The organism is Telluria sp. ZB2R32 (genome assembly GCF_059685715.1).
Window position 1 is genome coordinate 321055 of the sequence record NZ_JCASIG010000002.1, and the last position, 23125, is coordinate 344179.

The window sequence follows — 23125 nt, forward strand, 5'->3', positions numbered from 1 at the left end:
GACCACCTTCAACGCCCATTGAGGAGACACCGCACCATGTCCGACCGCCCTGCCGATTTCTGGCCGCGTGGCTTGCCGCGCCACCTGACCATCCCCCAAACGAACCTGTTTTTCAACCTCGCCGTCTCCACCGCGCGTTACCCGGACAAGCCGGCGGTCATCTTCTACGATACGCCGCTCACCTACGCCGCCCTGAAACACGAGGTCGAACTGGTCGCCGGCTACCTGCAAAGCGAATGCGGCGTGCGGCATGGCGACCGCGTGCTGCTGTACATGCAGAACAGCCCGCAGTTCATCATCGCCTACTACGCGATCCTGCGTGCGAATGCCGTGGTGGTGCCGGTCAACCCGATGAACCTGACCGAGGAGCTGCGTCACTACGTCGACGACACCGGCGCCTCCACCATCTTCGTGCCGCAGGATTTATATGCGCAGGTGGCGCCGCTGGTCGGCCCGGCCCTGCGCCACGTGCTGGTGGCGGCTTATTCGGACCACGCCACCGTGCCCACCGACCTGAACGTGCCCGAATTCGTACGCGCGCCGCGCCGCGACATCGACGGCGCAGGCGTGACCCTGTGGCGCGACATGCTGGCGCGTGGCCGCACGCCCGGGCCTTTGATAGCCGGCCCCGACGACCTGTGCGCCATGCCCTACACCTCCGGCACCACCGGCCTGCCGAAAGGCTGCATGCATACCCACCGCAGCGTGATGTACAACGCCGTCGCCGGGGTGCAGTGGTTCGGTTCGCAACAGGACACGATCGCGCTGAGCGTGCTGCCGCTGTTCCACGTGACCGGCATGCAGGGCGGGATGAACGGGCCGATCTTCATCGGCGGCACCGTCGTGCTGATGGCGCGCTGGGACCGCGACACGGCGGCCGAATGCATCCGCCGCCAGCGCGCCAACGCCACCCAGCTCATCTCCACGATGGTGATCGACCTGCTCTCGAGTCCGCGCATCGACGACTACGACCTGTCGAGCATCACGCGCCTGTCCGGCGGCGGCGCGGCCATGCCGGATGCGATCGCCCAGAAGATGCACGACCTGCTCGGCATCGATTACGTCGAGGGCTACGGCATGTCGGAGACGATCGCGCCGACCCACATCAACCCGCCGGCGCGCACCAAGAAGCAGTGCCTCGGCATCCCGATCCAGGACGTCGACGCGCGCGTGGTCGACGCCGACACGCTGCGCACGCTCGGCACCGGCGAAGCCGGCGAGATCGTCGTGCACGGTCCGCAGGTGATGCTCGGCTACTGGAACAACCCGGAAGCGACCGCGGACACTTTTGTCGAGATCGACGGCAAGCGCTTTTTGCGCACCGGCGACATCGGCATGGTCGACGAAGACGGTTACTTCTTCATGGTCGACCGCCTGAAGCGGATGATCAATGCCTCGGGCTACAAAGTGTGGCCGGCCGAGGTGGAAGCGCTGATGTACCGCCATCCGGCGATCCGCGAAGTGTGCGTCGTCGCGAGCATGGATGCGCGCCGCGGCGAGACGGTGAAGGCGGTGGTGGCGCTGAAGGATGGCTTTGCCGGCCGGGTGAGCGAGGGCGATATCGTCGACTGGGCGCACCAGAACATGGCCGCCTACAAAAGCCCGCGCATCGTCGAATTTCGCGAGACGCTGCCGAAATCGGCGACCGGCAAGGTGCAGTGGCGCTCGTTGCAGGATTGACGATGAAAAACCGTGCGTATCTGTCCGAAGTCAGCCTGAAACCCTCAGCCGCCGACCATGCGGCGGACTTTCCTTTCACGCTGCCCGTGGTGCGTGCGCTCGATCGCCTCGAACTGCATCCGCAAGTCACCTTCTTTGTCGGCGAAAACGGCTCCGGCAAGTCGACGCTGCTGGAAGGGATCGCGGTGGCGATGGGTTTCAATGCCGAAGGCGGCAGCCGCAATTTTCGCTTCTCGACCCATGAGTCGCACTCGGGGCTGCATGAACACCTGCGCCTGGCGCGCGGGGTGACGGCGCCGCGCGACGGTTACTTCCTGCGCGCCGAAAGTTTTTATAACGTCAGCACCGAAATCGCACGCCTGGGCGTCACCGACGCCTACGGCGGACGCGCGCTGCACGGGCAATCGCACGGCGAAGCCTTCCTGACCCTGTTCATGGAACGCTTCAGGGCCAGGGGCTTTTTCATCCTCGACGAACCGGAAGCGGCGCTGTCGCCGCAACGCCAGCTGGCCATGCTCAGCCGGCTGCACGACCTGGTCGAGGAAGGCAGCCAGTTCATCATCGCCACCCATTCGCCGATCCTGATGGCCTATCCGAATGCCGTCATCTACGAATGCGGCGAGCGCGGCATCCACCCGATCGGCTACGAGGACACCGAGCACTATCGGGTGATGCACGACTTCATCGCCAATCCACAGCGCATGCTCAAGGTGCTGATGGAGCGCTAGCGGACTCCACCAATAAAAAAGAGCGGGACTGGCCCGCTCTTCTTCATGCCTTCAGCTACCGCCCGGCAGACAATTACGCCTGCTTGGCGCGCTTGCGGCTGACGATGCCTGCGCCCAGCATGGCGATGCCGAACAGGGCCAGCGAACCTGGTTCAGGGACTTCAGCCAGCTTGAACTGACCGTTGTTGCTGACGAAGAAGTAGTTCGGGGTGTTGGCATAGGTGCCGCCGCTGCAGCCAGGACCGGTGAAACCGGCGAATTGGCAAGCGACTTCACCGACCAGGTTTTTAACGGCGGTGCCGTTCGGGTTACCAACGGTATTGGCGTTGGTGAAAGCGAAGGCCAGCACCGATTGCTGCGACAGGTCATTGCCGTCTTCGTCGAAGAAGTAGCCGGCTTTCAGGCCGCCGGCAGCAGCTTCCGCGCGTACGCTGACCTGGCCGTTGTTGGTTGGCGAGCCGCTCGCATCGACCGTACCGCCGCCGCCTGCCAGCACGTTGAACGAGGCGATCAGGTTGCCGAGATTGGCGCCATAGATGCCCGCGGTGCTGCCGTACTGGCCATTGGTCGGGTTCTGGTACATGTTGATGGTGCCGCTGGTGAAGCGGAAGGCGCCACTGAAGTTACCGGTACCCCTCGCTTCGAAGGTTGCGGTGATGTTGCCGCCGGTGTAGGTGATCGGGAAAAATGCACCGTTGCCGTCGGCCTGGCCGATGTTGAACACGGCGTGCTCGGTGAACGAGAAGCTGCTGCCGCCGGTTGGGGTCAGCTGGATGAAGCCGTTGCCGTTCACGTCCAGGTATTCGTTGACCGACTGACCGGTGGCGAAGCCGCCGCCGACTGGATTGAAGACCCAGTCGTTCATCACGGTACCGGCGTTGGCGCTGCCGGCGAAGGAAACGGCGACAGCTGCGGCGCAAGCGAGTTTTTTCAGGAAGGTCATGGCGGTCAGTTTTCTTTAATTAGTGGTTTACACGAGGAAACAGAATTTTCCTTCTTATAAGCAATTCCTGTGCCACATTGCAAGTATTGTTTAAAATCAATGGCTTGGAATGGATGAGCAATTAAGACCAAACCCAAGTGTAAAGAATTCCGATTAATTCTGACTATGATTTACTGCGGAGCAGCACCTGTTTGCCAACTTTTTCTGGATTCTAAACTGTCAAGAATGCTGTTTTTGTTGAGCTAGAGGCTCTCTAGAATGGACTGGCAGCGTTAGTCATCATCCAGATACGCATCCATCATTCGGGAGTTCCATGACCACCCCTCGTCTTCGCGGCGTCTTCTCGCCGGTCCTTACCCCGTTCAACGCCGACCTGACGCCTTCGATCGAGCGTTTCACGCGCCATTGCCGCTGGCTGGTCAAGCAGGATGTCGGCCTGTCGATCTTCGGCACCAACTCCGAAGCCACCTCGCTCACGCTGGCGGAAAAACACCGCTTGCTCGACGCCCTGCTCGACGCCGGCCTGCCCGCCGCGCGCATGATGCCCGGCACCGGTGCCTGCGCGCTGGGCGATGCGATCGAACTGACGCGGCACGCGGTCGAGGCCGGCTGCGGCGGCGTGCTGATGCTGCCGCCGTTTTATTACAAGGGCGTCAGCGACGAGGGCTTGTTCAGGAGCTTTGCGTCGGTGATCGACGCCGTCGCCGACGAGCGCCTGCGGATATATCTCTACCATATTCCACCGGTCACCCAGGTACCGATCAGCCTGGGCCTGATCGAACGCCTGCTCAAGGCGTACCCCGGCATCATCGCCGGCGTGAAGGACAGTTCCGGCGACTGGAACAATACCGAGGCGATACTGAAAAACTTCCAGCCAGAAGGCTTCGACGTGTTTGCCGGCAGCGAGACCTTTCTGCTGGCGAACATGCGCGGCGGCGGCGCCGGCTGCATCACCGCCACCGGCAACGTCAATCCGGCGCCGATGGTCGCGCTCTACAACAGCTGGCAACACGAAGGCGCAGACGAGCAACAGCGTGCGCTCGACGCCACCCGCGCCGTGTTCCAGCAATTCCCGCTGATCCCGGCGATGAAGGCCGCAATCGCCTGGAAGACCGGCGACGACGCCTGGCGCGCGGTGCGTCCGCCGCTGGTCGAACTGAATGCGCAACAGGCGCAGACGCTGCAGGGTGGGCTGGACCGGCTCGGCTTCAACATGCCCTATGTGGAAGACCTGATGTAAGCCCGGGGCCCGCGGGGCGCCTGACGAGATTTACCCAGAATTATTCAATTGGAGACAAGTTCCATGGCAATCAAGAAAAGTGGCATCTCGAGGCGCAGCCTCATCAAGTTGGCCCTGTGCGCAAGCCTGGTACCAAGCATGGCGCTGGCGGCCGCCTATCCGGACAAGCCGGTCAAGATGCTGGTCGGCTTCTCGCCGGGCGGCGCGGTCGACAACGTGGCGCGCCTGCTGGCGCAGAGCATGAGCAAGAACATGGGTGGATCGATCATCATCGAGAACCGCCCCGGCGCGACCGGCATCATCGCCGCCGAGCAGACCGCCAAGGCCCCCGCCGACGGCTACACCCTCTTGATGGCGACCCAGTCGACGATGGTGGTCGCGCCCAGCATCTACAAGAAGATGAGTTTCAATCCGGTCGCCGACTTCACGCCGATTTCGCTGATCGCATCGGTGCCGATGGTGCTCGTGGTCAGCCCGTCGGTGCCGGTGAAGAACGTGCAGGAACTGATCGCCTATGCCAAAAAACAGAAAGGCGGCCTGACCTATGCCTCGTCGGGCCAGGGTGGTCCGCAGCACGTCGCCGCCGAGCTGTTCGCCTCGATGGCCAAGCTGGAAATGGTCCACGTGCCCTACAAGGGAGAAGCGAATGCGATCTCCGACCTGCTCGGCAACCAGGTACCGGTCATGTTCGGCAATTTGCCGTCACTGCTGCCGCACATTAAAAGCGGCAAGCTGCGCGCGATTGCCGTGAGCAGCCTGCAACGCAGCAGCGCGGCGCCGAACATCCCGACGGTGGCGGAATCCGGCCTGCCCGGCTTCGAAACCCTGACCTGGTTCGGCCTGTTCGCCCCGGCCAACATGCCGCAGCCGATCGTCGACCGCCTGAATGCCGAAGTGAAGAAAAGCCTGGCTTCGTCCGAGGTGCGCACCAAGCTCGACCAGCAAGGGCTGACCACCGTCGGCGGCACCTCGGCCGAACTGAAAAACTACATGAAGCAGGAAGTGCCGAAGTGGGCCAATCTGCTGAAGAATGCGCAGATCAAGCCGGAGTAAACGAGTCGGCCTGGGACACCCTGCACTGCAGGGTGTTCCATGGCAGGTGTCGGTTATGGGCGCGCTTAACGTCCTACGCCAATGCCGATCCCGACCCCGGAACCGCGTCCCCAACTGCCGAAGCTGCCGAAAATCGAGGTCGACACGCCGCCGCGTCCAGTGCCGTTCCTCTCGGCCAGCTGAAGCACGCAATTGCGCCACAAGTCGGAATTGGCCGGATAGCCCAGTTGGGTACATGCCGGCCCGTTTTCGGCGATCATCCGGTCCATCTCGGCCTGTTGCTTCATTGCCTGTTCCTGTGGCGTGGCACAGCCGAGCAGGCAACATGCGCTCGTCAGCGCCAGAATCATCGTACGCATACCGTTCTCCTTCGAGCAATTGATTAGTTCAGTTTACGCTTGCCGGGCTGTAGAACGGTCGTGGATTTCCAATCGAGTTCGGGCATTTACAATTGGTCACACAATTGAATAGGGTCGGAAGTCATAGCATGCGCACGAAACGGCGGGCATGCCCGCCGTTACGTACCTATGCGCTCGCCGACGGCTTCACCTGAATCGAGCAACTCTTCGAACAGCCGGCTGAACGGCGAGCGCGCCCGCCACAGCAGCCCGAGCTTGCGCACCGGCGCCTGTCCCGGCAAGGCGACGATTGCCACCCCCGCCGGCAGTGGCCAGGCGCGCGGCCAGTCGGGCACCAGTGAGACGCCCAAGCCGCGTTCGACCAGCAGCGCGATCGCATCGAGCACGTCGAGTTCGAAACGCTCGCGCGGGAAGATCTGCTGCTCCTGTAAATACTGGTCGGCCAGCTGGCCGCCCCAGTTGTTGCGGTCGTAGCGGATCAGCGGCTGGGTCGCCAGCAGTTCGAGCGGCGGCAGGTGCGCCAGCGCGGTCGGCGCCAGCACCACCAGCGGCTCGGAGCGCAGCGCGCGCCAGACCAGCGTTTTCGGGATCGCGAACTGAGGCTCGATGATCAGCGCCGCATCGAGCGCTTCGCTGATCACCTGGTGATACAGCAGGCGCGAGACTTCGGCCACGATGTAGACGTCGACTTTCGGATGGCGCTCGGCCAACGTGGCCAGGATGGCCGGCAGCATGCCGGTCAGCGCCGTCGAGATCGTGCCCAGCCTGAGTTCCCCGGCAAACGCTTCCTCGGAAGCCGAGGCCTTCAGTTCGCGCACCTCGCGCTGGAAGTGGCGCGCACGCGCCAGCACCCGCGCCCCGCCCTCGGTCAGCTGCACCGTGCGCCCCGAGCGCTCGATCAGTTTCACGCCCAGTTCATCTTCCAGCACGTGCACGCGCTGCGCCAGCGCGGTCGGCGTGACGTTCAGGCGGCGTGCCGCCTCGGCCATCGAACCGCATTCGGCAATGGTCACGAAACTGTCCAGGAACCGCGTCTCCATGATGAACTTCCTCTTCACTCTAAACACTCGAAGATGAAATTGTCCTTTGTTCCCAGTGCGCGCACAATAGCGCCATGACGACGAATGCCATCGCCTCCACCAACACGCGCTCCCGCGCAGCTCCCGCGCAGCTGCCCGCGCGCCTGCGCACGCTGCGCTGCCTCGACGATTTCGAACTCGCCGCGCAGCAGCACTTGCCGCGCCCCGTGTTCGGCTACATGTCGATGGCGGCCGAAACCCGGCGCAGCCTGCGCGGCAACCGCGAATGCTTCGACGATTACGGCTTCGTCACCCGCGTCCTGAACGACGTCTCCAACCGCAGCACCGCATGCACCCTGTTCGGCCAGACCTGTGCGGCGCCGTTCGGCATCGCCCCGCTCGGCATCAGCGCCCTGTCCGCCTACCGCGGCGACCTGGTGCTGGCGCGCTCGGCGGCGCGCGCGAACATCCCGATGATCATGAGCGGCTCTTCTCTGATCCGGCTCGAGGACGTCGCCAGGGAACAGTTGGGCGCCTGGTTCCAGGCCTACCTGCCGGGAGACGTGCCGAACATCACCGCCCTGATCGAACGGGTCGGCAATGCCGGTTTCCAGACCCTGGTGCTGACGGTGGATACGCCCGTCACGCCCAATCCCGAGACGTTCGCGCAGACTGGATTTACATCGCCACTGCGGCCCAGCGCCAGCCTGGTGTGGCAAGGTTTGTCGCATCCGCGCTGGCTGTTCGGCACGTTTCTGAAAACGCTGGCGCGGCACGGCATGCCGCACTTCGAGAACAACTATGCCCGCCGCGGCGCGCCGATCCTGTCGCCCTCGGTCACGCGCGACTTCGCCGACCGCGGCCACCTGAACTGGGAACACTTTCGCATGATCCGCGCCATGTGGCCGGGCCGGATGGTCGTCAAAGGCATCCTGCACCGCGATGACGCCCGCATCGCGCGCGAACTGGGCGCGGACGGCATCATCGTTTCGAACCACGGCGGCCGCCAGCTCGACGGCGCGGTGTCGCCGCTGCGCGTCCTGCCCGGCATCGTCGCCGCCTGCCCCGACATCCCGGTGATGATGGACAGCGGCATCCGCCGCGGCGCCGACGTCCTCAAGGCGCTGGCGCTGGGCGCCAAGTTCGTGTTCGTCGGCCGCCCCTTTGGCTATGCGGCCGCGGTCGGCGGCGAGGCCGGCGTCGGGCATGCGATCGGCCTCTTGCAGCAGGAGGTATCGCGCAACATGGCGATGCTGGGCATTAACGCCGTCACCGAACTCGATGCGGCGACGCACCTGTACCCTTACCGCTGACCTTTACCCCTATCTCTGGAGACACCATGCAAGCCACTCCCCTGTTCCACCTCGCCTTTCCGGTCCGCGACATCGCCGAGGCGCGCAGCTTCTACGGCGACCTGCTCGGCTGCCCCGAAGGGCGCAGCTCGAACGAATGGGTCGACTTCAATTTCTACGGCCACCAGGTCGTCGCCCACCTGGCGCCCGACGAATGCGGCAACGCCTCGACCAACGAGGTCGACGGCGACAGCGTCCCGGTGCGCCACTTCGGCGCGATCCTGCCGATGGCCGACTGGGAAGCCCTGGCCGACAAGCTGCGCGCGGCCGAGACCCGCTTCGTGATCGAGCCGCACGTGCGTTTCAAGGGCCAGGTCGGCGAGCAGGCGACCATGTTCTTCCTCGACCCGTCGGGCAATGCGCTGGAATTCAAGGCGTTTGGCGATATCAGCCAGGTGTTTGCGAAGTAAGCTGCCAGGCCCTGCTACTCGGAACGACGTCGCCCAGCGACCTGGCATGCGGCGCATAGGTTTGCATGCCCCAGCCTGCGGCGCCGAGCGTCAAGGTGGTGAGGATGAAGGGAACCAGCGTGCGTTTCAGTGCCGCGACCATCCAGTGGCGCGGGTCCGGCACCCGCAGCCGCCGGTACAGGCCGGCGGCCAGCAGGGCGTCGACCAGGATCTCGGCGAACAGGACCGGCGCCGACCAGATCACGAACAGGGACGAGAGTGCGATACCGAGCGCGAGCAGGATCACCGCCAGCGGAATCGCGCCCTCGTCGGCCTGGCCGATGACGTCGAGCGGCCCGCCGCCGGCGGCTTCGACGGTGCTGTCGCCGAAATCGGCATTCGCGCTGGCGCCCCCGCCATCGAAGCTGCCGCCGCCACCTGCGAAATCTCCGCCATCGGCACCCGCACTGCCGCCGTCACCCTGCGCCGCAAGGTCGATATAATCCGCCGCACTGGTGCGCAGCCATATCCACAAGAGCAGCAGGAAAACGATATACGCGATGCCCATGGCAAGCATGTAGCGCAGCGCCATCGTCTCGACCCCGGCCGCCAGCATCGCCACCGATGCGCCGAAGCCGGCCAGCCCGGTCAGCGACACCAGGATGAACATCTGGATGCGCGGGAACCCTTCGCGCAGCAAGCGCTCGCGCATCCGGTGTACCGCTGTGGCGCGCGTGATGGGACGGGGATTGCGAGGCGGGTTGCGCATCTTAAACACCCTGGAGTCAGGTCTGACATGTGGACTTCCGCCTTGGCGCAAGCTCAGCAATAATCCCAGACTGTGACCACCTTTAAAAGCAAAATCTGGGAAGTTACGGCAGAGGTCGCGCCAAGGTGGGGAGTCCAAATGTCAGACCTGACCCCGGCTATTCCACGATCAAACGTCCAGGTGCGAAATCAGGAGTTTACGGGCTTCGATATCCCCATCCTGCTCCGCCTGCGCCCCCAGCGAGATCCCGACCGCCATGATGTCGATCAGCAGCAGTTGCAGGATGCGCGAAATCATCGACAGGAACACTGTGCTGTCTTCGGCGTGGTCGACCGCCAGGCACACGTCGGCCCGTTTCGCCAGCGCCGACTTGCTGCTGGTGATGGCGATCACGCTGGCGCCGGCGCGGCGGGCGGCGTCGACCGCCGACAGCAGTTCGGGCGCCTGCCCCGCCGTCGAAATCGCGATGACGACGTCGTTCGGTTTCAGCAGTTCGGCGGCCAGCTGGAACAGGTGGGCGTCGCCATGGGCCGTGGTCGGAATCCGGAAGCGGAAGAATTTGTGCTGGCCGTCGAGGGCGACGACGCGGGCGTTGCCCATCGCGTAGAACTCGACCTTGCCGGCACTGCGCAAGAGCGCGATGGCACGGTCGATCGCGTGCACGTCGAGGCTGTCGCGGAATTTCAAGATGGCGGAGACGGTGTTGTCGATCACCTTGGCCGACAGATCGTGGGTGCTGTCGCTCATGCGCACCTGGCTGTGGCGCACCGGAATCGAACCGGTCAGGCTGCCAGCGAATTTCAGCTTGAATTCGGCCAGGCCCTGGAAGCCGAGCGAGCGGCAGAAACGGATCACGGTCGGCTGGCTGACGTCGGCCAGGCGTGCGATTTCGGCGATCGGTTCGGACAGCACCTTCCTCGGATGCTCGAGCACCAGCGCGGCCACGCGCTGCTCGGCCGGCGACAGCTCGTGCTGCAGGTGCTGCACACGCTCCATCAGGGTATTCGCGCCGCTGCGCCCGCGCAGGTGTTCGGACAAAATCGTCGACACGCCGCGCAGCGCGGGATTGGGCGTCATGATCACGTAGGTCGGGATCTGCGCCAGGTAATCGGTGAAGCGCCCTTTCGCCTCGAAGCGCGCGCGGAACGGCGACGTCGCGAACCACTGCGCGATGCGCGGCACGATGCCGCCGCCGATGAAAATGCCGCCAAAGGCGCCCAGCGTGACCGCCAGGTTCGCCGCCGCGCCGCCCAGCATCCCGGCGAAGCATTCGAGCACTTCCAGGCAGAGCGCATCGTCTTCGTCGAGCGCGCAGGCGACGATCTCGGCGGCCGTGCGCGCCGGCGCTTCCACGCCGTTGCGTTCAGCCAGTGCGCGGTACACCAGTTCCATGCCGGGGCCGGACAGGATGCGCTCGTTCGACACGTGCGGCCACTCGCGCCAGGCGTGCTGCAGGATCGCGAATTCGCGTTCGTCGCCGGGCGCGAAGTTCACGTGCCCACCTTCGCTGCCAAGTGTCACGAAGCCGTCGGCGGTCGGAATCACGCCCGACACGCCCAGGCCGGTGCCGGCGCCGAGTACCCCCGCCACCGCATGCGGCGCTGGCTTGCCGCCGCCGACCTGCAGCACGTCGCCCGCGCCGAGGCCCGGCAGCGCCATCGCCAATGCCGTGAAGTCGTTGACGATGACCAGCGTCGACCAGCCCATGGTGCGCCGTACTTCGTCGGTCGAGAATTGCCAGTCGCGGTTGGTCATGCGCACCAGGTCGCCGCTGACCGGATTGGCCATGGCAAAGGCGGCGTGGGTGATGCGCTCGCCCTTCTCGGCCAGATACGCGTTCAGCAGCGGGACGATGCCGTCGTATTCGTCGCACAGCAGGACCGCGGTCTGGCGGAACACGCCGGGCGCCGTCTCGAGCGTGAAGCGGGCATGGGTGGCGCCGATGTCGGCCAACAGGCGCGAGCCGTCGGCGTAGGAGGCACGGCCTGGTTTTTGTTCGGTGTCTGGTTCGGTGATCATCGTGCGGCTTGTTTTCCAGTCTATGGCTGGGATACCTTGGAGCCGCACAGGATAGCATTGATTGATTGCCATGAGAGGATGTGAAATGGGGTGGCCGGCTCCCGCCGGTCACCCCCATTCTGCTTTACTTCTCCTTCTGCGTGATGAACAAGCTGGCGATACAGCTACCCGCAATCAGCACCGCCACCACCGTCAGCGACGCTTGCACCGGCACGTGGTACCACGGCATGATCAGCATCTTGGTACCGATGAAGGTCAGCACCATCGCCAGGCCGTATTTCAGCAAGTGGAAGCGGTCGGCCACGTCCACCAGCAGGAAGTACAGTGCGCGCAAGCCCAGGATCGCGAACATGTTCGAGGTGAACACGATGAACGGATCGGTCGTGATGGCAAAAATCGCCGGGATCGAGTCCACCGCGAACACCAGGTCGGTCACCTCGATCAGGATCAGGACCAGGAACAGCGGCGTCACGAAGCGCATCCCATCTTTCTTCACGAAGAACTTCTCGCCGTGGTCGCCCTCGGCCACTTTCAGGTGCTTGCGCGCGAAACGCAGCACCGGGTTGTTGGCCACGTCCGGCTCCTGGTCGACCGCCACCAGCATGCGGATACCGGTGAACAGCAGGAAGGCGCCGAACAGGTACAGCACCCAGCTGAATTCGCTCACGACCCAGGCGCCCGCGCTGATCATGATGGCGCGCATGACGATCGCACCCAGCACGCCGTAGATCAGGACACGTCTCTGGTATTGCTGCGGCACCTGGAAGGCGGTAAAGATCAGCAGGAACACGAACACGTTATCGACCGAGAGCGCCTTTTCGATCAGGTAGCCCGAGAAGAATTCAAGGGCCTTCTGGTCGGCGATCTCGGCGCCCACTGTCCCGGTCAGGTACCACCACAGGCCGCCGTTGAAGAGCAGCGCCAGGCTGACCCAGACCAGCGACCAGATGCCGGCTTCCTTGACGCTCACCTTGTGCGCCTTGTTACCGCCGAAGACGAACAGGTCGAGCGCCAGCATGACCAGTACGAAGCCGACGAAGGCGGCCCACATCGGGGCGCTGGCAATGGTTTCCAGTCCGTTCATTTAGCGCTCCTGAGTTTCGTTGCCGGTCACCGGCAGCCCGTCGGCCGGCGCATGCTGTTCACCGGTCGCCATCTGCCCCTGCTGGGCCGGCGCACGGGTGCGCACGAACTGGCGCGTGCGCTCGACCTTTTTCACCACCGCGCGGTCGGCGCGGTCGACGGCGCGGTCGATGGCGGCGTACAGGTTGGCGTCGACGTCGTCGACGATCACTTCGCGCCCGCCGCCAAGCTGGACCTGGATGCGGCAGCGCTTGTCGACGCCGCCGCGCGGACCGTTGATGTCCGACAGCGACACCGCCAGCCGGCGCATGTGGTGCCGCGCCCAGCCCAGCGCTGTGGCCAGGCGCTGCTCGGTATAAGCGCGCAAGGCAGAGGTCATCTGGAAGCCGTTGGTCTGGATGGTCATGTGCATGGTAGTTCTCCTGTGAGGTGAGACCCCACTATAGGAGCGCACGATACATCGTACAAATCGAATATCTTTTAAGATAAGATCGGTTTTTTCGATGTATTAGAGCAGGCTTAAAAGGAGATTTTCGTGCTCAACTATAAGCATTTGCGTTACTTCTGGATGGTCGCCAAGACGGGCAGTATTGCCAAAGCCGCCGCCCAATTGCATGTGACGCCGCACTCGATCTCCGGGCAGCTGTCCGAATTCGCGGCCACGCTCGGCGTCGAACTGTTTCGCCGCAGCGGACGCAATCTGGAGCTGACCGAGACCGGCCGCCGCATCATGCACTACGCCGACGACATCTTCGCCACCGGCGACGCCCTGCTCGAACTCGTGCGCGACGAGACCTTCACCACTGCGACGCCGTATCGCGTCGGCTGCGCCGACTCGGTATCGAAACTGATCGCCTGCCGCCTGGTCGAACCGGCTCTCAAACTGTCGCAGCCGGTCCGGCTGGTCTGCCGCGAAGGCCGGCTCGACAGCCTGCTGGCGGAACTGGCCATCCACCGGCTCGACCTCGTCATTGCCGACCGCCCGATCCCCGCGCACTTCAGCGTGCGCGCCTACAACCACCTGCTCGGCGAGAGTACGATGACGGCGTTCGCGACGCCGGCGCTGGCCACGCAGCTCGGTGACGATTTCCCGGTCTGCCTGCACAATGCGCCGCTGCTGCTGCCGGGCGAAGACTTCGCGGTCTACCAGCGCCTGCTGCAGTGGTTCGAACGCATCAAGGTGTACCCGCATGTGGTCGGCGAATTCGACGACAGCGCCATGATGCAAGCCTTCGGCCAATCCGGCGCCGGCGTGTTTTTCGCCCCGGCCGTCATCGCGCCCCAGGTGTGCGCGCAATACGGGGTAGTGGCGCTGGGCCAGGTCGACGCCGTCGTCGAACAGGTGTATGCGATCACCACCGAGCGGCGCATGAGCCATCCGGCTACCGTAGCGATCGGTGCGATGGCGCGGGAGAAATTGTTTGCCTGAGTGTTCGGCAGAATTTCACGACTTGCGTGCGGCCAGCGCCGAGCCGCGCGAGTAGCTCCATGCGTAGTCGAGCACAACTGCGATTACGATCGACGCGCCCAGCAACGGGAACACCAGGCCGGTCACCACCGCAATCACGACCACCCCGGCCGCCAGCCGGTCGGCGTCGCGCCGCACCGGCGCGGCGAGTTGTCCGGCCGGACGGCGCTTCCACCACACGGCCACGCCGCTGACGCACAGCAGCATCAGGGCAATGCACCCGGCGAGCATCAGCAACTGGTTCGGCAAGCCGTATTCGATCCCCTGGTGAACGCTGACGCCCCACTCGGTCACGCGCGCCACCGCGCCGACGTCGGCCGGCCCCAGGTCCATCAGGACCTTGCCGTTGTACTGGTCGAGGTGGATCACGCGCTGGCTGGCGTGCGCCGTGCGCAGCCTGACCGCGCTGTACACGCCGCTCGGGCCGCGCGGCAGGACCAGGCGGTAATCGTCGTTCATCCCCGCCGCGGCGAAGATGCGCGCGGCGCGGTCGGGGCCGATGGCGGAGGGCGCAGGCGGCTGCGCCATGACGCCGGCGGCATGGTGCGACGACGCCGTCTCGTGCCCGGCATGTCCGGCATGTGAGGCATGTGAGGCCGGCAGCATCTGCCGCTCCTGGCTCCACGGGATGGTGCCGAGCGCCGTGGCGGGCGTGTTCGAGCGCGGCAAGTTCGACCAGGTACCATCGGGAACGCCGAGACCGTGCGCCGTCAGCCAACCGTTCACTTGCGCTCCCCAGACGATCGACCAGGGCATGCCGCTCAGCGCCAGGAACAGGATGATCGCCGCGCCGAACGCACCGGTGACGGCATGCAGGTCGCGCCACCAGACGCGCCCCTGTGCCTGCGGCCGGATGCGCACGACGCCCTGCCTGCGCCCGCGCGGCCACCACAAATATGCCCCGCTCAGTACCAGAACGATCACCCAGCCGGCGACGACTTCGATCAGCACGTTGCCGGCGTCGCCCGCGACCGCCAGCGAATGGATGCGCTTGACCAGCGACATCAGCCGGTCGGACTCCGCCATCGCGCCCTTCACCGCGCCGCTGGCCGGGTCGAGGAAGACCTGGCGCACGACGCCATTGGGCTTCTGGATGTCGACCTGGACGCTGTGGCGCGCATCTGCCGGCCACTGCAGCATCTTTGCCACGCCGCCTTCGGCGCGCTCGGCGCGGGCGATCAGTTCACCCGGCGGCAGCGGCGCGGCATTCGCGCCGATCGCAGCCTCGTCCCGGATGAGCAGGCTGCGGTAGACGACGTCGTCGAGCTCCTGGCTGAACAGGTAGACTGCACCGGTCAGGGCCAGGGAAAAAATAAACGGCAGACATAAGAGCCCGGCAAAGAAATGCCAGCGCCAGACGCGCCGATACAAACCCGAGGCCGAGGGGGTACTACTCATGCTGTTGCTCCTGTATGGTTCGTACCCCTGCCTGGCTCGGGTCTGCAGCGCCCTCGTACCCGCACCTTATTTTCTCTGTTCGCCCAGGCCCTTGAGCAAGGCGTCGTGGAACGCCTTGGGATCTTGCATCTGCGGCGCATGGCCCATGTTGGGGAAAGTCACCAGCGTCGCTTTCGGGATCGCCCTGGCCGTCTTTTGCGCCAGCTCGGAGTAGTTGCCCAGCTTTGGCCGCAGCGCTTCCGGCGCTGCGTCCTTGCCGATCGCGGTCGTGTCCTTCAGGCCGATCAGCAGCAGGGTCGGCATCGTCAACTGCGGGAATTCGTAGACCACCGGCTGCGTATAGATCATGTCGTACAGCAGCGCCGAATTCCAGGCGACGATTTCCTTGCCCGGTCCGCGGACCATCCCGGCCAGCATCTGCACCGGCGGCTCGTATTCCGGCTTCCACTGGTTGACGTAATAGGTCGCCTTTTCGTAGTTGCGGATCTTCTCGGCCGTGGTCTGCAGCTCGCGCTGGTACCATTTGTCGACGCCGAGCGAAGGCACGCCGAGCGCCTTCCAGTCTTCCAGGCCGATCGGGTTGACCAGCACCAGCTGCTCGGTCTGCTGCGGGAACATCAGGCCGTAGCGCACCGCCAGCATGCCGCCGGTCGAGTGCCCGAGCATCGTGGTCGGCCCCTTCACGCCGATCGATTCGAGCAGCGCGCGCGTGTTCTCGGCGAGTTGCTGGAAGGTGTACTGGTAGTGCTGCGGCTTGCTCGACTTGCAGAAGCCGATCTGGTCGGGCACGACCACGCGGTAGCCGGCCCCACTCAATGCCTTCATGCTCGCATCCCAGGTCGCGCCGCAGAAGTTCTTGCCGTGCAGGAGGACGACGGTGCGGCCGTTGGCCTTGCCTTGCGGCGCGATGTCCATGTAGGCCATGTGCAGCTTCGCGCCCTGCGACGTGAAGTTGAATTGCTTGACCGGGGCCGGGTACGTAAACCCTTCGAGTTCGGGACCGTAGGATGGCTCGTCGGCGGCGTGGGCGGTGCCCAGGCTGGCCAGCGCCAGGGCCAGGCTGGCGGCAAAACGGGAGAGGCGGATGGATGTCATGGCGGCGAGCGTCGGTTTATCGATCCTTTAAGTCTAGCCGATAAGCCGCGGCTGAGTAGCCGCGTACATTCACACCTTCGGGTATAGCCGACCACGCTGCCGCAGGGACGTAGGGTGGGCGGCTACACCGGGCGGCGTGCGGACCTCCAGCGTATGCGCCGCCCACGCGTTCAAGCGGCCGAAAATACACCGCGAACGATCGCGCGTGCGTTGAACGCGTGGGCGGCGTTACAGCCGCGTTTATCCACGCACTCGGGTATAGCCGCCCACCCTACGAGGATGCGCATCGTCCACGAATGAAAATGCCGGAGTCCACCTACTCCTGTCCAATCAGCACCACGGCATTGCGTGCATCGAACTGCACCTTGCCGTTCTTGACGATCGCCGTCGTCCCCGAATACCAGTCGCGCACAGTCTGGCCGTCCAGGAAGACGCCGGTCACCGGCACGGCGGTCGGTTTATCAAGCGGCAAACCGAGCGCGACCACGACGCGGTCGACCACGTCGCCCTTCTCGTAGGTGCGCTTGAAGGTGTACGGATAATGCTGGAGCATGCGGTGCACGCCGGCGCCGACCGCGGGATGAGCCTGGCGGAAGCGGCCGAGTTTGGCCCAGTGTTCGCGCACGTCGGCCACGCGGTTCAGGCCGCGCTGGGTGTTCGCGGCCAGTTCGTCCCAGTTCATGAACGAGCGCAGCGTGGCGTCGCCTTCGGCGCCCTCAACCTGCAGCAGGCGCGCGGTCTCGTCGCCGTAATAGATCTGCGCCGCGCCCGGCGCCAGCAGCAGTTTATTCGCCGCCTCGTAGGGACGCTGGCGCAGCGCGTCGTAGGGCTGGCCGTCGTCGTGCGAACTGATGTAGTTCAAGACCGAATAACCCTTCATCGGTCCGTGCAGCGCGGCCGAATACGCGCTGAAGATCTGTTCGTAGCCGTTGGCCGCATCGCTGCGCAGCGCGAAGTTGATCAGGCTGTCGAAACCCTGGGCCAGGTAATCCACCTTCATGCCGCCCAGGTCGTAGGCGCGGCCATCCTTGATGCCGTAGCCGTAGACTTCGGCTGTCATGTAGAACGGCAGGTCGCCAAGCTTTTTAGTGGGATTCACCCGCTTCCACTCCTCGAAGGCGCCGCTCGCGACCTTTTTCAGATCCTTCCACACGCCCGGCTCGGTGTGCTTCACCGTGTCGGCGCGGAAGCCGTCGATGCCGTACTTGCGCACCCAGTCGGCATGCCATTTGATGAGGTAGTAGCGCGGTGCGCGCGGGTAACCGGTGCGCTTGAAGAAGGCATCGAGCTCCTGCACCTCGCGCTCGTAGCGCCCTTCTGCCTTCCATTTCGCCACCAGCGCGGGCGGCAGCGCCACCGGCTTGTCGCTGTCGGTGCGGATGTCGGGCAGGTTTTTCACCAGGGTGCATTCGATGGTGGTGCGCGCGTCCTTGTAGGTGCAGACGGGACCCGTGCGCACCCACTCGGCCGGCCACACCGGATCGCTTTCGGTGACCGGCCCGGTATGGTTCAGCACCACGTCGAACAGCACGCGCAAGCCATTCGCATGGGCCGTGTCGACCAGGGTGCGCAATTCCTCCTCGGTGCCGAGGTTGGCGTCGATGGCGGTGAAGTCGCGCGCCCAGTAGCCGTGAAAGCCGTAGCTCTTGCCGGTGCCCTCGTCGGTCGCGCCATGGATCTGCTCGACCGGCGGCGTGATCCAGAGTGCGGTCACGCCCAGGTCCTTGAAGTACCCTCCCTTGATCTTCGCCGTGATGCCGGCGAAGTCGCCGCCCATGAAACCGCGCAGCTTGGCCGCGTCGTCCTTGCGTCCATACGCATGGTCGTTGCCCGGATTGCCGTTGTTGAAGCGGTCCGTCAGCAAAAAATAGACGATCGCGTTCTCCCACATGAACGGTTTGCTCGGCGCCGCCCAGGGTGCGGGGGCAGCGCTTGCCCCATTGATTGCGCTGGACGCGAACAGCAGGGAAACGGCAAGTGCGGGTAGTTTCATGGAGTTCCTGTAGGAGTGAATCAGGTGATGACGCTCGGCTGCTGGCGCCCGGTACGCTGGCGCAATCCGGAGACGTTTTCCGCGATCGTGATCAGGCCGGCCAGGGCATCCTGGGTGTCGAGATTGTGGCGCGCCGGATCGGCTTCGTAGCGTTCGAGGTAGAGACGGACCGTGGCGCCTTCGGTACCGGTGCCGGACAGGCGGAACACGATGCGCGAACCATCGGTCATGATGATACGCACGCCCTGCTTCGAAGCGATCGAATTGTCGACCGGATCGGTGTAGACGAAATCGTCGGCCAGCGAGACGCGGTAGTCGCCCAGGGTCTGGCCGGCCAGCGTCGGCAGCCGCTCGCGCAGCGCGCTCATCATGGCGTCGGCCGCGCTGGCGTCGACCGCTTCGTAATCGTGGCGCGAATAATAGTTGCGGCCGAAACGCGCCCAGTGTTCGGCGACGATCTGCTCGACCGGCTTGCCGGTGGCGGCCAGCATGTTCAGCCAGAACAGCACCGCCCACAGGCCATCCTTTTCGCGCACGTGATCCGAGCCCGTACCGTAGCTCTCCTCGCCGCACAGCGTGACCATGCCGGCATCCATCAGGTTGCCGAAGTACTTCCAGCCGGTCGGCGTCTCGAAGCAGGACACGCCGAGCGCCTCGGCCACACGGTCGGCGGCGGTCGACGTCGGCATCGAGCGGGCGATGCCCTTGATGCCGGCCGCGTAGCCCGGCGCCAGCCTGGCATTCGCCGCGATGATGGCCAGGCTGTCCGACGGCGTCACCGCAATGCCGCGGCCGACGATCATGTTGCGGTCGCCGTCGCCATCCGAAGCCGCGCCGAAGTCGGGTGCATCGGCGCCGTTCATCAGGGAGATGAGTTCGGCGGCATTGACTGGATTCGGGTCCGGATGGTGGCCGCCGAAGTCTTCCAGCGGTTCGCCATTGATCACGGTGCCGGCCGGAGCGCCGAGCACGCCTTCGATGATCGCTTTCGCATACGGGCCGGAGACGGCGCACATGCCGTCGAATTTCATCCTGAAGCCTCGCGCGAACAGGGCGCGGATGGCGTCGAAGTCGAACAGGCGGCCCATCAGTTCGGCGTAGTCGGCGACCGGATCGATCACCTCGACCTGCATGCCTTCCAGAGTGCTGGTGCCAAGCTCGTCGAGGTTGACTGGAGGCGCGTCGCTGATGCGGTAGGCGGACAGGGTCCGGGTGTGGGCGTAGACGGCCTCAGTGATTTTCTCGGGGGCCGGTCCGCCATTGTCGATGTTGTACTTGATGCCGAAGTCGCCGTCCGGGCCGCCGGGATTATGGCTGGCCGAGAGCACGATGCCGCCGAAGGCGCCGTGCTTGCGGATCACGCAGCTGACCGCCGGCGTCGACAGGATGCCGCCGCGCCCGACCAGCATGCGCGCCACGCCGTGGGCGGCGGCCATGTGCAAAATCGTCTGGATCGCGGCGCGGTTGAAATAGCGGCCGTCGCCGCCGACGACCAGGGTGCGCCCGGTGCAGTCGCCCAGGGTCAGGAAAATCGCTTCGACAAAATTCTCGAGGTAGCCCGGCTGCTGGAACTCGGTCACCTTCTTGCGCAGGCCCGAGGTACCCGGACGCTGGCCGGCAAATGGCGTCGTTGCCACGGTCTGAATGGTCATGCTTCGCTCCTGATGTAAGTGCGTTCGTCTGTTAATAAAACGTTACGATACGCGAGGGGCGAAAAGCATGGCGCAAATTTAGCGGTGTTTATCGGTGACCAGCAGCGTCAATACGGCCGCCAGCAACATGCAGCCGCCGCCCAGGGCCAGCGTCTGCGCCGTGTGACCGTTAAAGAATTCGCGCGTGACGAAGCCGAGCAGCAGGCCGCTGACGATCTGCGGGATCACGACGAAGAAGTTGAACAGGCCCATGAAGTAACCCATGCGCCTGGCCGGCAAGGCGCCCGCCAGGATCGCATACGGCATCGTCAGGATGCTGGCCCAGGCAATGCCGACGCCGACCATCGGCAGCATCAGCATCTCTTTGCTATCGATGGCGACGATGCTGGCCAGGCTGATGCCGCCGATGGCGAGGCAGGTCGCGTGCACGACCTTGCGGCTGGTGGCGCGCGCGAACACCGGCAGGATGAAGGCGGCCAGCGCCGAGACGCCGCTGTAGACCGCGAACATGATGCCGACCCAGTTGCCGGCATCCTGGAAAGCAGCGGACTGCGCATCGCGCGTGCCGTAGACGGAATCGGCGATCGCGCTGCCGGTGTAGATCCACATCGCGAACAGGGCGATCCAGGTGAAGAACTGCACAAAGGCCAGCTGCACCATCGTCTTCGGCATCTTGCCGAAACCGCTCAGGATTTCGGTGAACGCCACACCGAAGCGGCGCGCATTGGCGCGTTCGCGGTTGAACGCGTCCATGTCCGGCGGCGGCAGTTCGTCGGCGGTGAACACGGTCCAGCTCACCGCGAGCATGAAGACCAGGGCGCCGGCATAGAAGGCGTAGCGCACGGTGTCGGGAATGCTGCCGTCGACCGGCACGTTCGACACGCCCATGCTCGTAAAAATGGCCGGCAGCAGCGAGGCGATCACGGCGCCGCAGCCGATGAAGAAGGTCTGCATCGCATAGCCCGCGGTCTGCTGCGAGACGTCGAGCTTGTCGCCAACAAAGGCACGAAACGGCTCCATCGAGACGTTGATCGCAGCATCCATCATCCACAGCACGGCCACCGCCATCCACAGCGCCGAAGAATTAGGCATCAGGAACATGGCGATCATCGCGAGCAAGGCGCCGACGAAGAAGAAGGGACGGCGGCGGCCCCAGGTCGGGTGCCAGGTGTTGTCGCTCAGGTAGCCGATGATCGGCTGCACCAGCAAACCCGTGACGGGCGCGGCGAGCCAGAACAGCGCCAGGTCGTCGGGGTTGGCGCCCAGGGTCGAGAAGATGCGGCTGGTGTTGGCGTTTTGCAGCGCGAAGCCGAACTGGATGCCGAAGAAGCCGAAGCTCATGTTCCACAACTGCCAGAACGACAGGCGCGGTTTGTCGAGCGCCTTGGTATGCATGTCCATCCGTGTCCCCAATGGCCCGGCGTCCCGGACTCTATGTGTGTGTGGCGAACGCGTCGCGTGCCGCGAAGCGCCGACTAAATTTGTAGCAAAATAACATGGCGTTTTCCGAGTGTCAATTCGAATGAGTCAGAGTAAAATCATCACGCGAGTCCGCTTCAAGACGGTCTTTGTAGTCAAATAACACAACCGATGGAGACCCCCATGCGCGACATGCAGCGCCGGCTGAGCAATTCCTTTTATGTCCTGAGCAGCTTGCCGGCCACGGCCATGGGCTTCGCCCTGTGCATCCAGATTTCCGCGCTCAGCTGGCTGCTGAGCACGAAATACGGGCTCGACATCCACGAGATCGGCGTCGTCTGGGCCGCCGGGCCGCTGGCCGGCATCCTCGGCCAGGTGATCATCGGTTTCATCAGCGACAAGACCTGGTTCTGGGGCGGGCGGCGGCGCCCGTTCATCCTGATCGGCGGCGTGCTGGCCGCCTTGTCGGTGTTCCTGCTGCCGCGCATCGAGGTCGTAGCAAGCCTGTTCGGCATCGGCAACCTGGTCGTGGTGGCGGTGATGGTCGCGCTGACGCTCGACCTGTCGATCAACATCGGTTTCAATCCCACGCGCTCGCTGATCGCGGACGTGACCCCGGATGGCGAAGCACGCACGCGCGGCTATACCTGGATGCAGACCATCTCCGGCTTCTGGGGTGTGATGGCGTATTTGATCGGCGCCTTCATCGACAACTACACGCTCATTTCGGTCGGCGTGGTGCTGGTGCTGCTGTTCTCGATCCTGCCTGTCCTGCTGATCGAAGAACCGCGCGAACTGGCGCCGGCAACCCGAGAAGCGGCCAGCGCCACCGACTGGCCCCAGCTGTGGCGCATCTGGGCGGCGCACGCGTTCACCTGGTTCGGGGTGCAGGCGATGTTCGTCTACATCATCGCGTTCATCCAGCAGCACGTGGTCGCACCCGGTGCGACCGTCGAACAGGCGGCGGCGCAATCGGGCCATGTCATCGCCATCTCGTTTGCGCTCATGAACGTGGTCGGCTTCCTGTTGCCGGCGCTGGTGCTGGCGCCCTTGGTGAAGCGCTTCGGGCGCGTGCGCACGCAAGTCGCCTGCACCGCCATCATGGCGCTCGCCTATTTCGCCATCGCCCTGTTCGCGCGTTCCCCGGTCACCCTGTACGTGCTGATGGGTGTGGTCGGCATCGGCTGGGCGGCGGTGGTCAGCCTGCCGTTTGCGATCATGAGCGAGCAGGTCGACCGCAGCCGCATGGGGTATTTCATGGGCCTGTTCAACCTGTCGGTGGTGCTGCCGCAGCTGGCGACGACCGTGGTCGGCTTCGTATTGAAAACCAGCGCCGACAAGAGCCTGCTGTTCCTGATCTGCGGCGGCTGCCTGGCGCTGTCGAGCGTGCTGTGGCTGCTGGTACGCGAAAAGGAGACGGCGCCTGCCGCCGCGCCGGCGCTGGCTGCTTCCCACTAATTCAAAGA

At 64.6% G+C, this 23125-nt stretch carries 20 protein-coding genes; 8 read left to right on the forward strand and 12 right to left on the reverse strand.

Annotation, left to right across the window (positions count from 1 at the left end):
* Positions 1-36 precede the first annotated feature (36 nt).
* Both AC56LG_RS06485 and AC56LG_RS06490 read left to right on the forward strand, forming a co-directional pair.
* Positions 37-1680, forward strand: a complete 1644-nt coding sequence (locus AC56LG_RS06485; protein WP_497165291.1) for a long-chain fatty acid--CoA ligase — start codon at positions 37-39, stop codon at positions 1678-1680.
* Between the two features lie 2 nt (positions 1681-1682).
* Positions 1683-2408 carry an AAA family ATPase gene (locus tag AC56LG_RS06490; RefSeq protein WP_497165292.1) on the forward strand — a complete coding sequence of 242 codons (726 nt, stop codon included), beginning with the start codon at positions 1683-1685 and terminating at the stop codon, positions 2406-2408.
* A gap of 73 nt (positions 2409-2481) precedes the next feature.
* Here the strand turns inward: AC56LG_RS06490 and pepA are convergent, their stop codons facing one another.
* A complete protein-coding gene (gene pepA, locus AC56LG_RS06495) occupies positions 2482-3351 on the reverse strand; it encodes a flocculation-associated PEP-CTERM protein PepA (RefSeq protein ID WP_497165293.1) in 870 nt (289 codons plus the stop codon).
* A gap of 313 nt (positions 3352-3664) precedes the next feature.
* On the opposite strand from pepA, the gene AC56LG_RS06500 reads away from it, so the two are divergent.
* Both AC56LG_RS06500 and AC56LG_RS06505 read left to right on the forward strand, forming a co-directional pair.
* The gene (locus tag AC56LG_RS06500) at positions 3665-4591 is read left to right on the forward strand and encodes a dihydrodipicolinate synthase family protein (RefSeq protein WP_497165294.1); all 927 of its coding nucleotides are present in this window, start codon (positions 3665-3667) and stop codon (positions 4589-4591) included.
* A gap of 63 nt (positions 4592-4654) precedes the next feature.
* On the forward strand, positions 4655-5644 hold the full coding sequence (locus AC56LG_RS06505; RefSeq protein WP_497165295.1) for a Bug family tripartite tricarboxylate transporter substrate binding protein: 990 nt from the start codon (positions 4655-4657) through the stop codon (positions 5642-5644).
* Positions 5645-5709: 65 nt separating this feature from the next.
* On the opposite strand, the gene AC56LG_RS06510 is transcribed toward AC56LG_RS06505, so the two are convergent.
* Positions 5710-6003, reverse strand: coding sequence for a hypothetical protein (locus tag AC56LG_RS06510; RefSeq protein WP_497165296.1), 294 nt, complete (start codon positions 6001-6003; stop codon positions 5710-5712).
* A 158-nt stretch (positions 6004-6161) separates the two neighbouring features.
* A complete protein-coding gene (locus tag AC56LG_RS06515; RefSeq protein ID WP_497165297.1) occupies positions 6162-7043 on the reverse strand; it encodes a LysR family transcriptional regulator in 882 nt (293 codons plus the stop codon).
* A gap of 74 nt (positions 7044-7117) precedes the next feature.
* On the opposite strand from AC56LG_RS06515, the gene AC56LG_RS06520 reads away from it, so the two are divergent.
* Together AC56LG_RS06520 and AC56LG_RS06525 are read left to right on the forward strand one after the other, a co-directional pair.
* The gene (locus AC56LG_RS06520) at positions 7118-8335 is read left to right on the forward strand and encodes an alpha-hydroxy acid oxidase (RefSeq protein ID WP_497165298.1); all 1218 of its coding nucleotides are present in this window, start codon (positions 7118-7120) and stop codon (positions 8333-8335) included.
* A 26-nt stretch (positions 8336-8361) separates the two neighbouring features.
* Positions 8362-8784 carry a VOC family protein gene (locus AC56LG_RS06525; RefSeq protein ID WP_497165299.1) on the forward strand — a complete coding sequence of 141 codons (423 nt, stop codon included), beginning with the start codon at positions 8362-8364 and terminating at the stop codon, positions 8782-8784.
* Here AC56LG_RS06525 and AC56LG_RS06530 read toward each other — a convergent pair.
* The 4 genes from AC56LG_RS06530 to AC56LG_RS06545 all read right to left on the reverse strand — a co-directional run bounded on the left by AC56LG_RS06530 (position 8762) and on the right by AC56LG_RS06545 (position 13046).
* Positions 8762-9532, reverse strand: coding sequence for a hypothetical protein (locus tag AC56LG_RS06530; protein ID WP_497165300.1), 771 nt, complete (start codon positions 9530-9532; stop codon positions 8762-8764). The two genes, AC56LG_RS06525 and AC56LG_RS06530, sit on opposite strands and share 23 nt — an antisense overlap.
* A gap of 168 nt (positions 9533-9700) precedes the next feature.
* Entirely contained in the window at positions 9701-11551 is a 1851-nt protein-coding gene (glk, locus tag AC56LG_RS06535) for a glucokinase (RefSeq protein ID WP_497165301.1), read from the reverse strand.
* Between the two features lie 124 nt (positions 11552-11675).
* Entirely contained in the window at positions 11676-12635 is a 960-nt protein-coding gene (locus tag AC56LG_RS06540; RefSeq protein ID WP_497165302.1) for a TerC family protein, read from the reverse strand.
* Entirely contained in the window at positions 12636-13046 is a 411-nt protein-coding gene (locus AC56LG_RS06545; protein WP_497165303.1) for an HPF/RaiA family ribosome-associated protein, read from the reverse strand.
* Between the two features lie 117 nt (positions 13047-13163).
* Here AC56LG_RS06545 and nhaR point away from each other — a divergent pair, with 117 nt between their 5' ends.
* Positions 13164-14063 (forward strand): transcriptional activator NhaR, encoded by a 900-nt coding sequence (gene nhaR, locus AC56LG_RS06550; RefSeq protein WP_497165825.1) that lies wholly within the window; start codon positions 13164-13166, stop codon positions 14061-14063.
* A 15-nt stretch (positions 14064-14078) separates the two neighbouring features.
* On the opposite strand, the gene AC56LG_RS06555 is transcribed toward nhaR, so the two are convergent.
* The 5 genes from AC56LG_RS06555 to AC56LG_RS06575 form a co-directional block, all read right to left on the reverse strand.
* Positions 14079-15500, reverse strand: coding sequence for a PepSY-associated TM helix domain-containing protein (locus tag AC56LG_RS06555; protein WP_497165304.1), 1422 nt, complete (start codon positions 15498-15500; stop codon positions 14079-14081).
* 66 nt (positions 15501-15566) lie between these two features.
* On the reverse strand, positions 15567-16595 hold the full coding sequence (locus AC56LG_RS06560; RefSeq protein ID WP_497165305.1) for an alpha/beta fold hydrolase: 1029 nt from the start codon (positions 16593-16595) through the stop codon (positions 15567-15569).
* A gap of 316 nt (positions 16596-16911) precedes the next feature.
* Entirely contained in the window at positions 16912-18588 is a 1677-nt protein-coding gene (locus AC56LG_RS06565; protein ID WP_497165306.1) for an alpha-amylase family glycosyl hydrolase, read from the reverse strand.
* Positions 18589-18608: 20 nt separating this feature from the next.
* Positions 18609-20240 carry an alpha-D-glucose phosphate-specific phosphoglucomutase gene (locus tag AC56LG_RS06570; protein WP_497165307.1) on the reverse strand — a complete coding sequence of 544 codons (1632 nt, stop codon included), beginning with the start codon at positions 20238-20240 and terminating at the stop codon, positions 18609-18611.
* Between the two features lie 78 nt (positions 20241-20318).
* Positions 20319-21641, reverse strand: coding sequence for an MFS transporter (locus tag AC56LG_RS06575; RefSeq protein ID WP_497165308.1), 1323 nt, complete (start codon positions 21639-21641; stop codon positions 20319-20321).
* Positions 21642-21842: 201 nt separating this feature from the next.
* Between AC56LG_RS06575 and AC56LG_RS06580 the strand changes: the two genes are divergently transcribed.
* Complete coding sequence (locus AC56LG_RS06580; RefSeq protein WP_497165309.1) at positions 21843-23117, forward strand: MFS transporter; 1275 nt, start codon at positions 21843-21845, stop codon at positions 23115-23117.
* The last annotated feature ends 8 nt before the right edge of the window (positions 23118-23125 follow it).

Bases quoted from the DNA above. Each gene is read 5' to 3' on its own strand.
- AC56LG_RS06580 (WP_497165309.1), top strand. From the start codon at position 21,843: ATGCGCGACATGCAGCGCCGGCTGAGCAATTCCTTTTATGTCCTGAGC.
- AC56LG_RS06515 (WP_497165297.1), bottom strand. From the start codon at position 7,043: ATGGAGACGCGGTTCCTGGACAGTTTCGTGACCATTGCCGAATGCGGT.
- AC56LG_RS06490 (WP_497165292.1), top strand. From the start codon at position 1,683: ATGAAAAACCGTGCGTATCTGTCCGAAGTCAGCCTGAAACCCTCAGCC.
- AC56LG_RS06540 (WP_497165302.1), bottom strand. From the start codon at position 12,635: ATGAACGGACTGGAAACCATTGCCAGCGCCCCGATGTGGGCCGCCTTC.
- AC56LG_RS06505 (WP_497165295.1), top strand. From the start codon at position 4,655: ATGGCAATCAAGAAAAGTGGCATCTCGAGGCGCAGCCTCATCAAGTTG.
- AC56LG_RS06560 (WP_497165305.1), bottom strand. From the start codon at position 16,595: ATGACATCCATCCGCCTCTCCCGTTTTGCCGCCAGCCTGGCCCTGGCG.
- AC56LG_RS06530 (WP_497165300.1), bottom strand. From the start codon at position 9,532: ATGCGCAACCCGCCTCGCAATCCCCGTCCCATCACGCGCGCCACAGCG.
- AC56LG_RS06555 (WP_497165304.1), bottom strand. From the start codon at position 15,500: ATGAGTAGTACCCCCTCGGCCTCGGGTTTGTATCGGCGCGTCTGGCGC.
- AC56LG_RS06510 (WP_497165296.1), bottom strand. From the start codon at position 6,003: ATGCGTACGATGATTCTGGCGCTGACGAGCGCATGTTGCCTGCTCGGC.
- glk (WP_497165301.1), bottom strand. From the start codon at position 11,551: ATGATCACCGAACCAGACACCGAACAAAAACCAGGCCGTGCCTCCTAC.
- AC56LG_RS06570 (WP_497165307.1), bottom strand. From the start codon at position 20,240: ATGACCATTCAGACCGTGGCAACGACGCCATTTGCCGGCCAGCGTCCG.
- AC56LG_RS06545 (WP_497165303.1), bottom strand. From the start codon at position 13,046: ATGCACATGACCATCCAGACCAACGGCTTCCAGATGACCTCTGCCTTG.
- AC56LG_RS06575 (WP_497165308.1), bottom strand. From the start codon at position 21,641: ATGGACATGCATACCAAGGCGCTCGACAAACCGCGCCTGTCGTTCTGG.
- AC56LG_RS06485 (WP_497165291.1), top strand. From the start codon at position 37: ATGTCCGACCGCCCTGCCGATTTCTGGCCGCGTGGCTTGCCGCGCCAC.
- AC56LG_RS06565 (WP_497165306.1), bottom strand. From the start codon at position 18,588: ATGAAACTACCCGCACTTGCCGTTTCCCTGCTGTTCGCGTCCAGCGCA.
- AC56LG_RS06500 (WP_497165294.1), top strand. From the start codon at position 3,665: ATGACCACCCCTCGTCTTCGCGGCGTCTTCTCGCCGGTCCTTACCCCG.
- AC56LG_RS06525 (WP_497165299.1), top strand. From the start codon at position 8,362: ATGCAAGCCACTCCCCTGTTCCACCTCGCCTTTCCGGTCCGCGACATC.
- AC56LG_RS06520 (WP_497165298.1), top strand. From the start codon at position 7,118: ATGACGACGAATGCCATCGCCTCCACCAACACGCGCTCCCGCGCAGCT.
- pepA (WP_497165293.1), bottom strand. From the start codon at position 3,351: ATGACCTTCCTGAAAAAACTCGCTTGCGCCGCAGCTGTCGCCGTTTCC.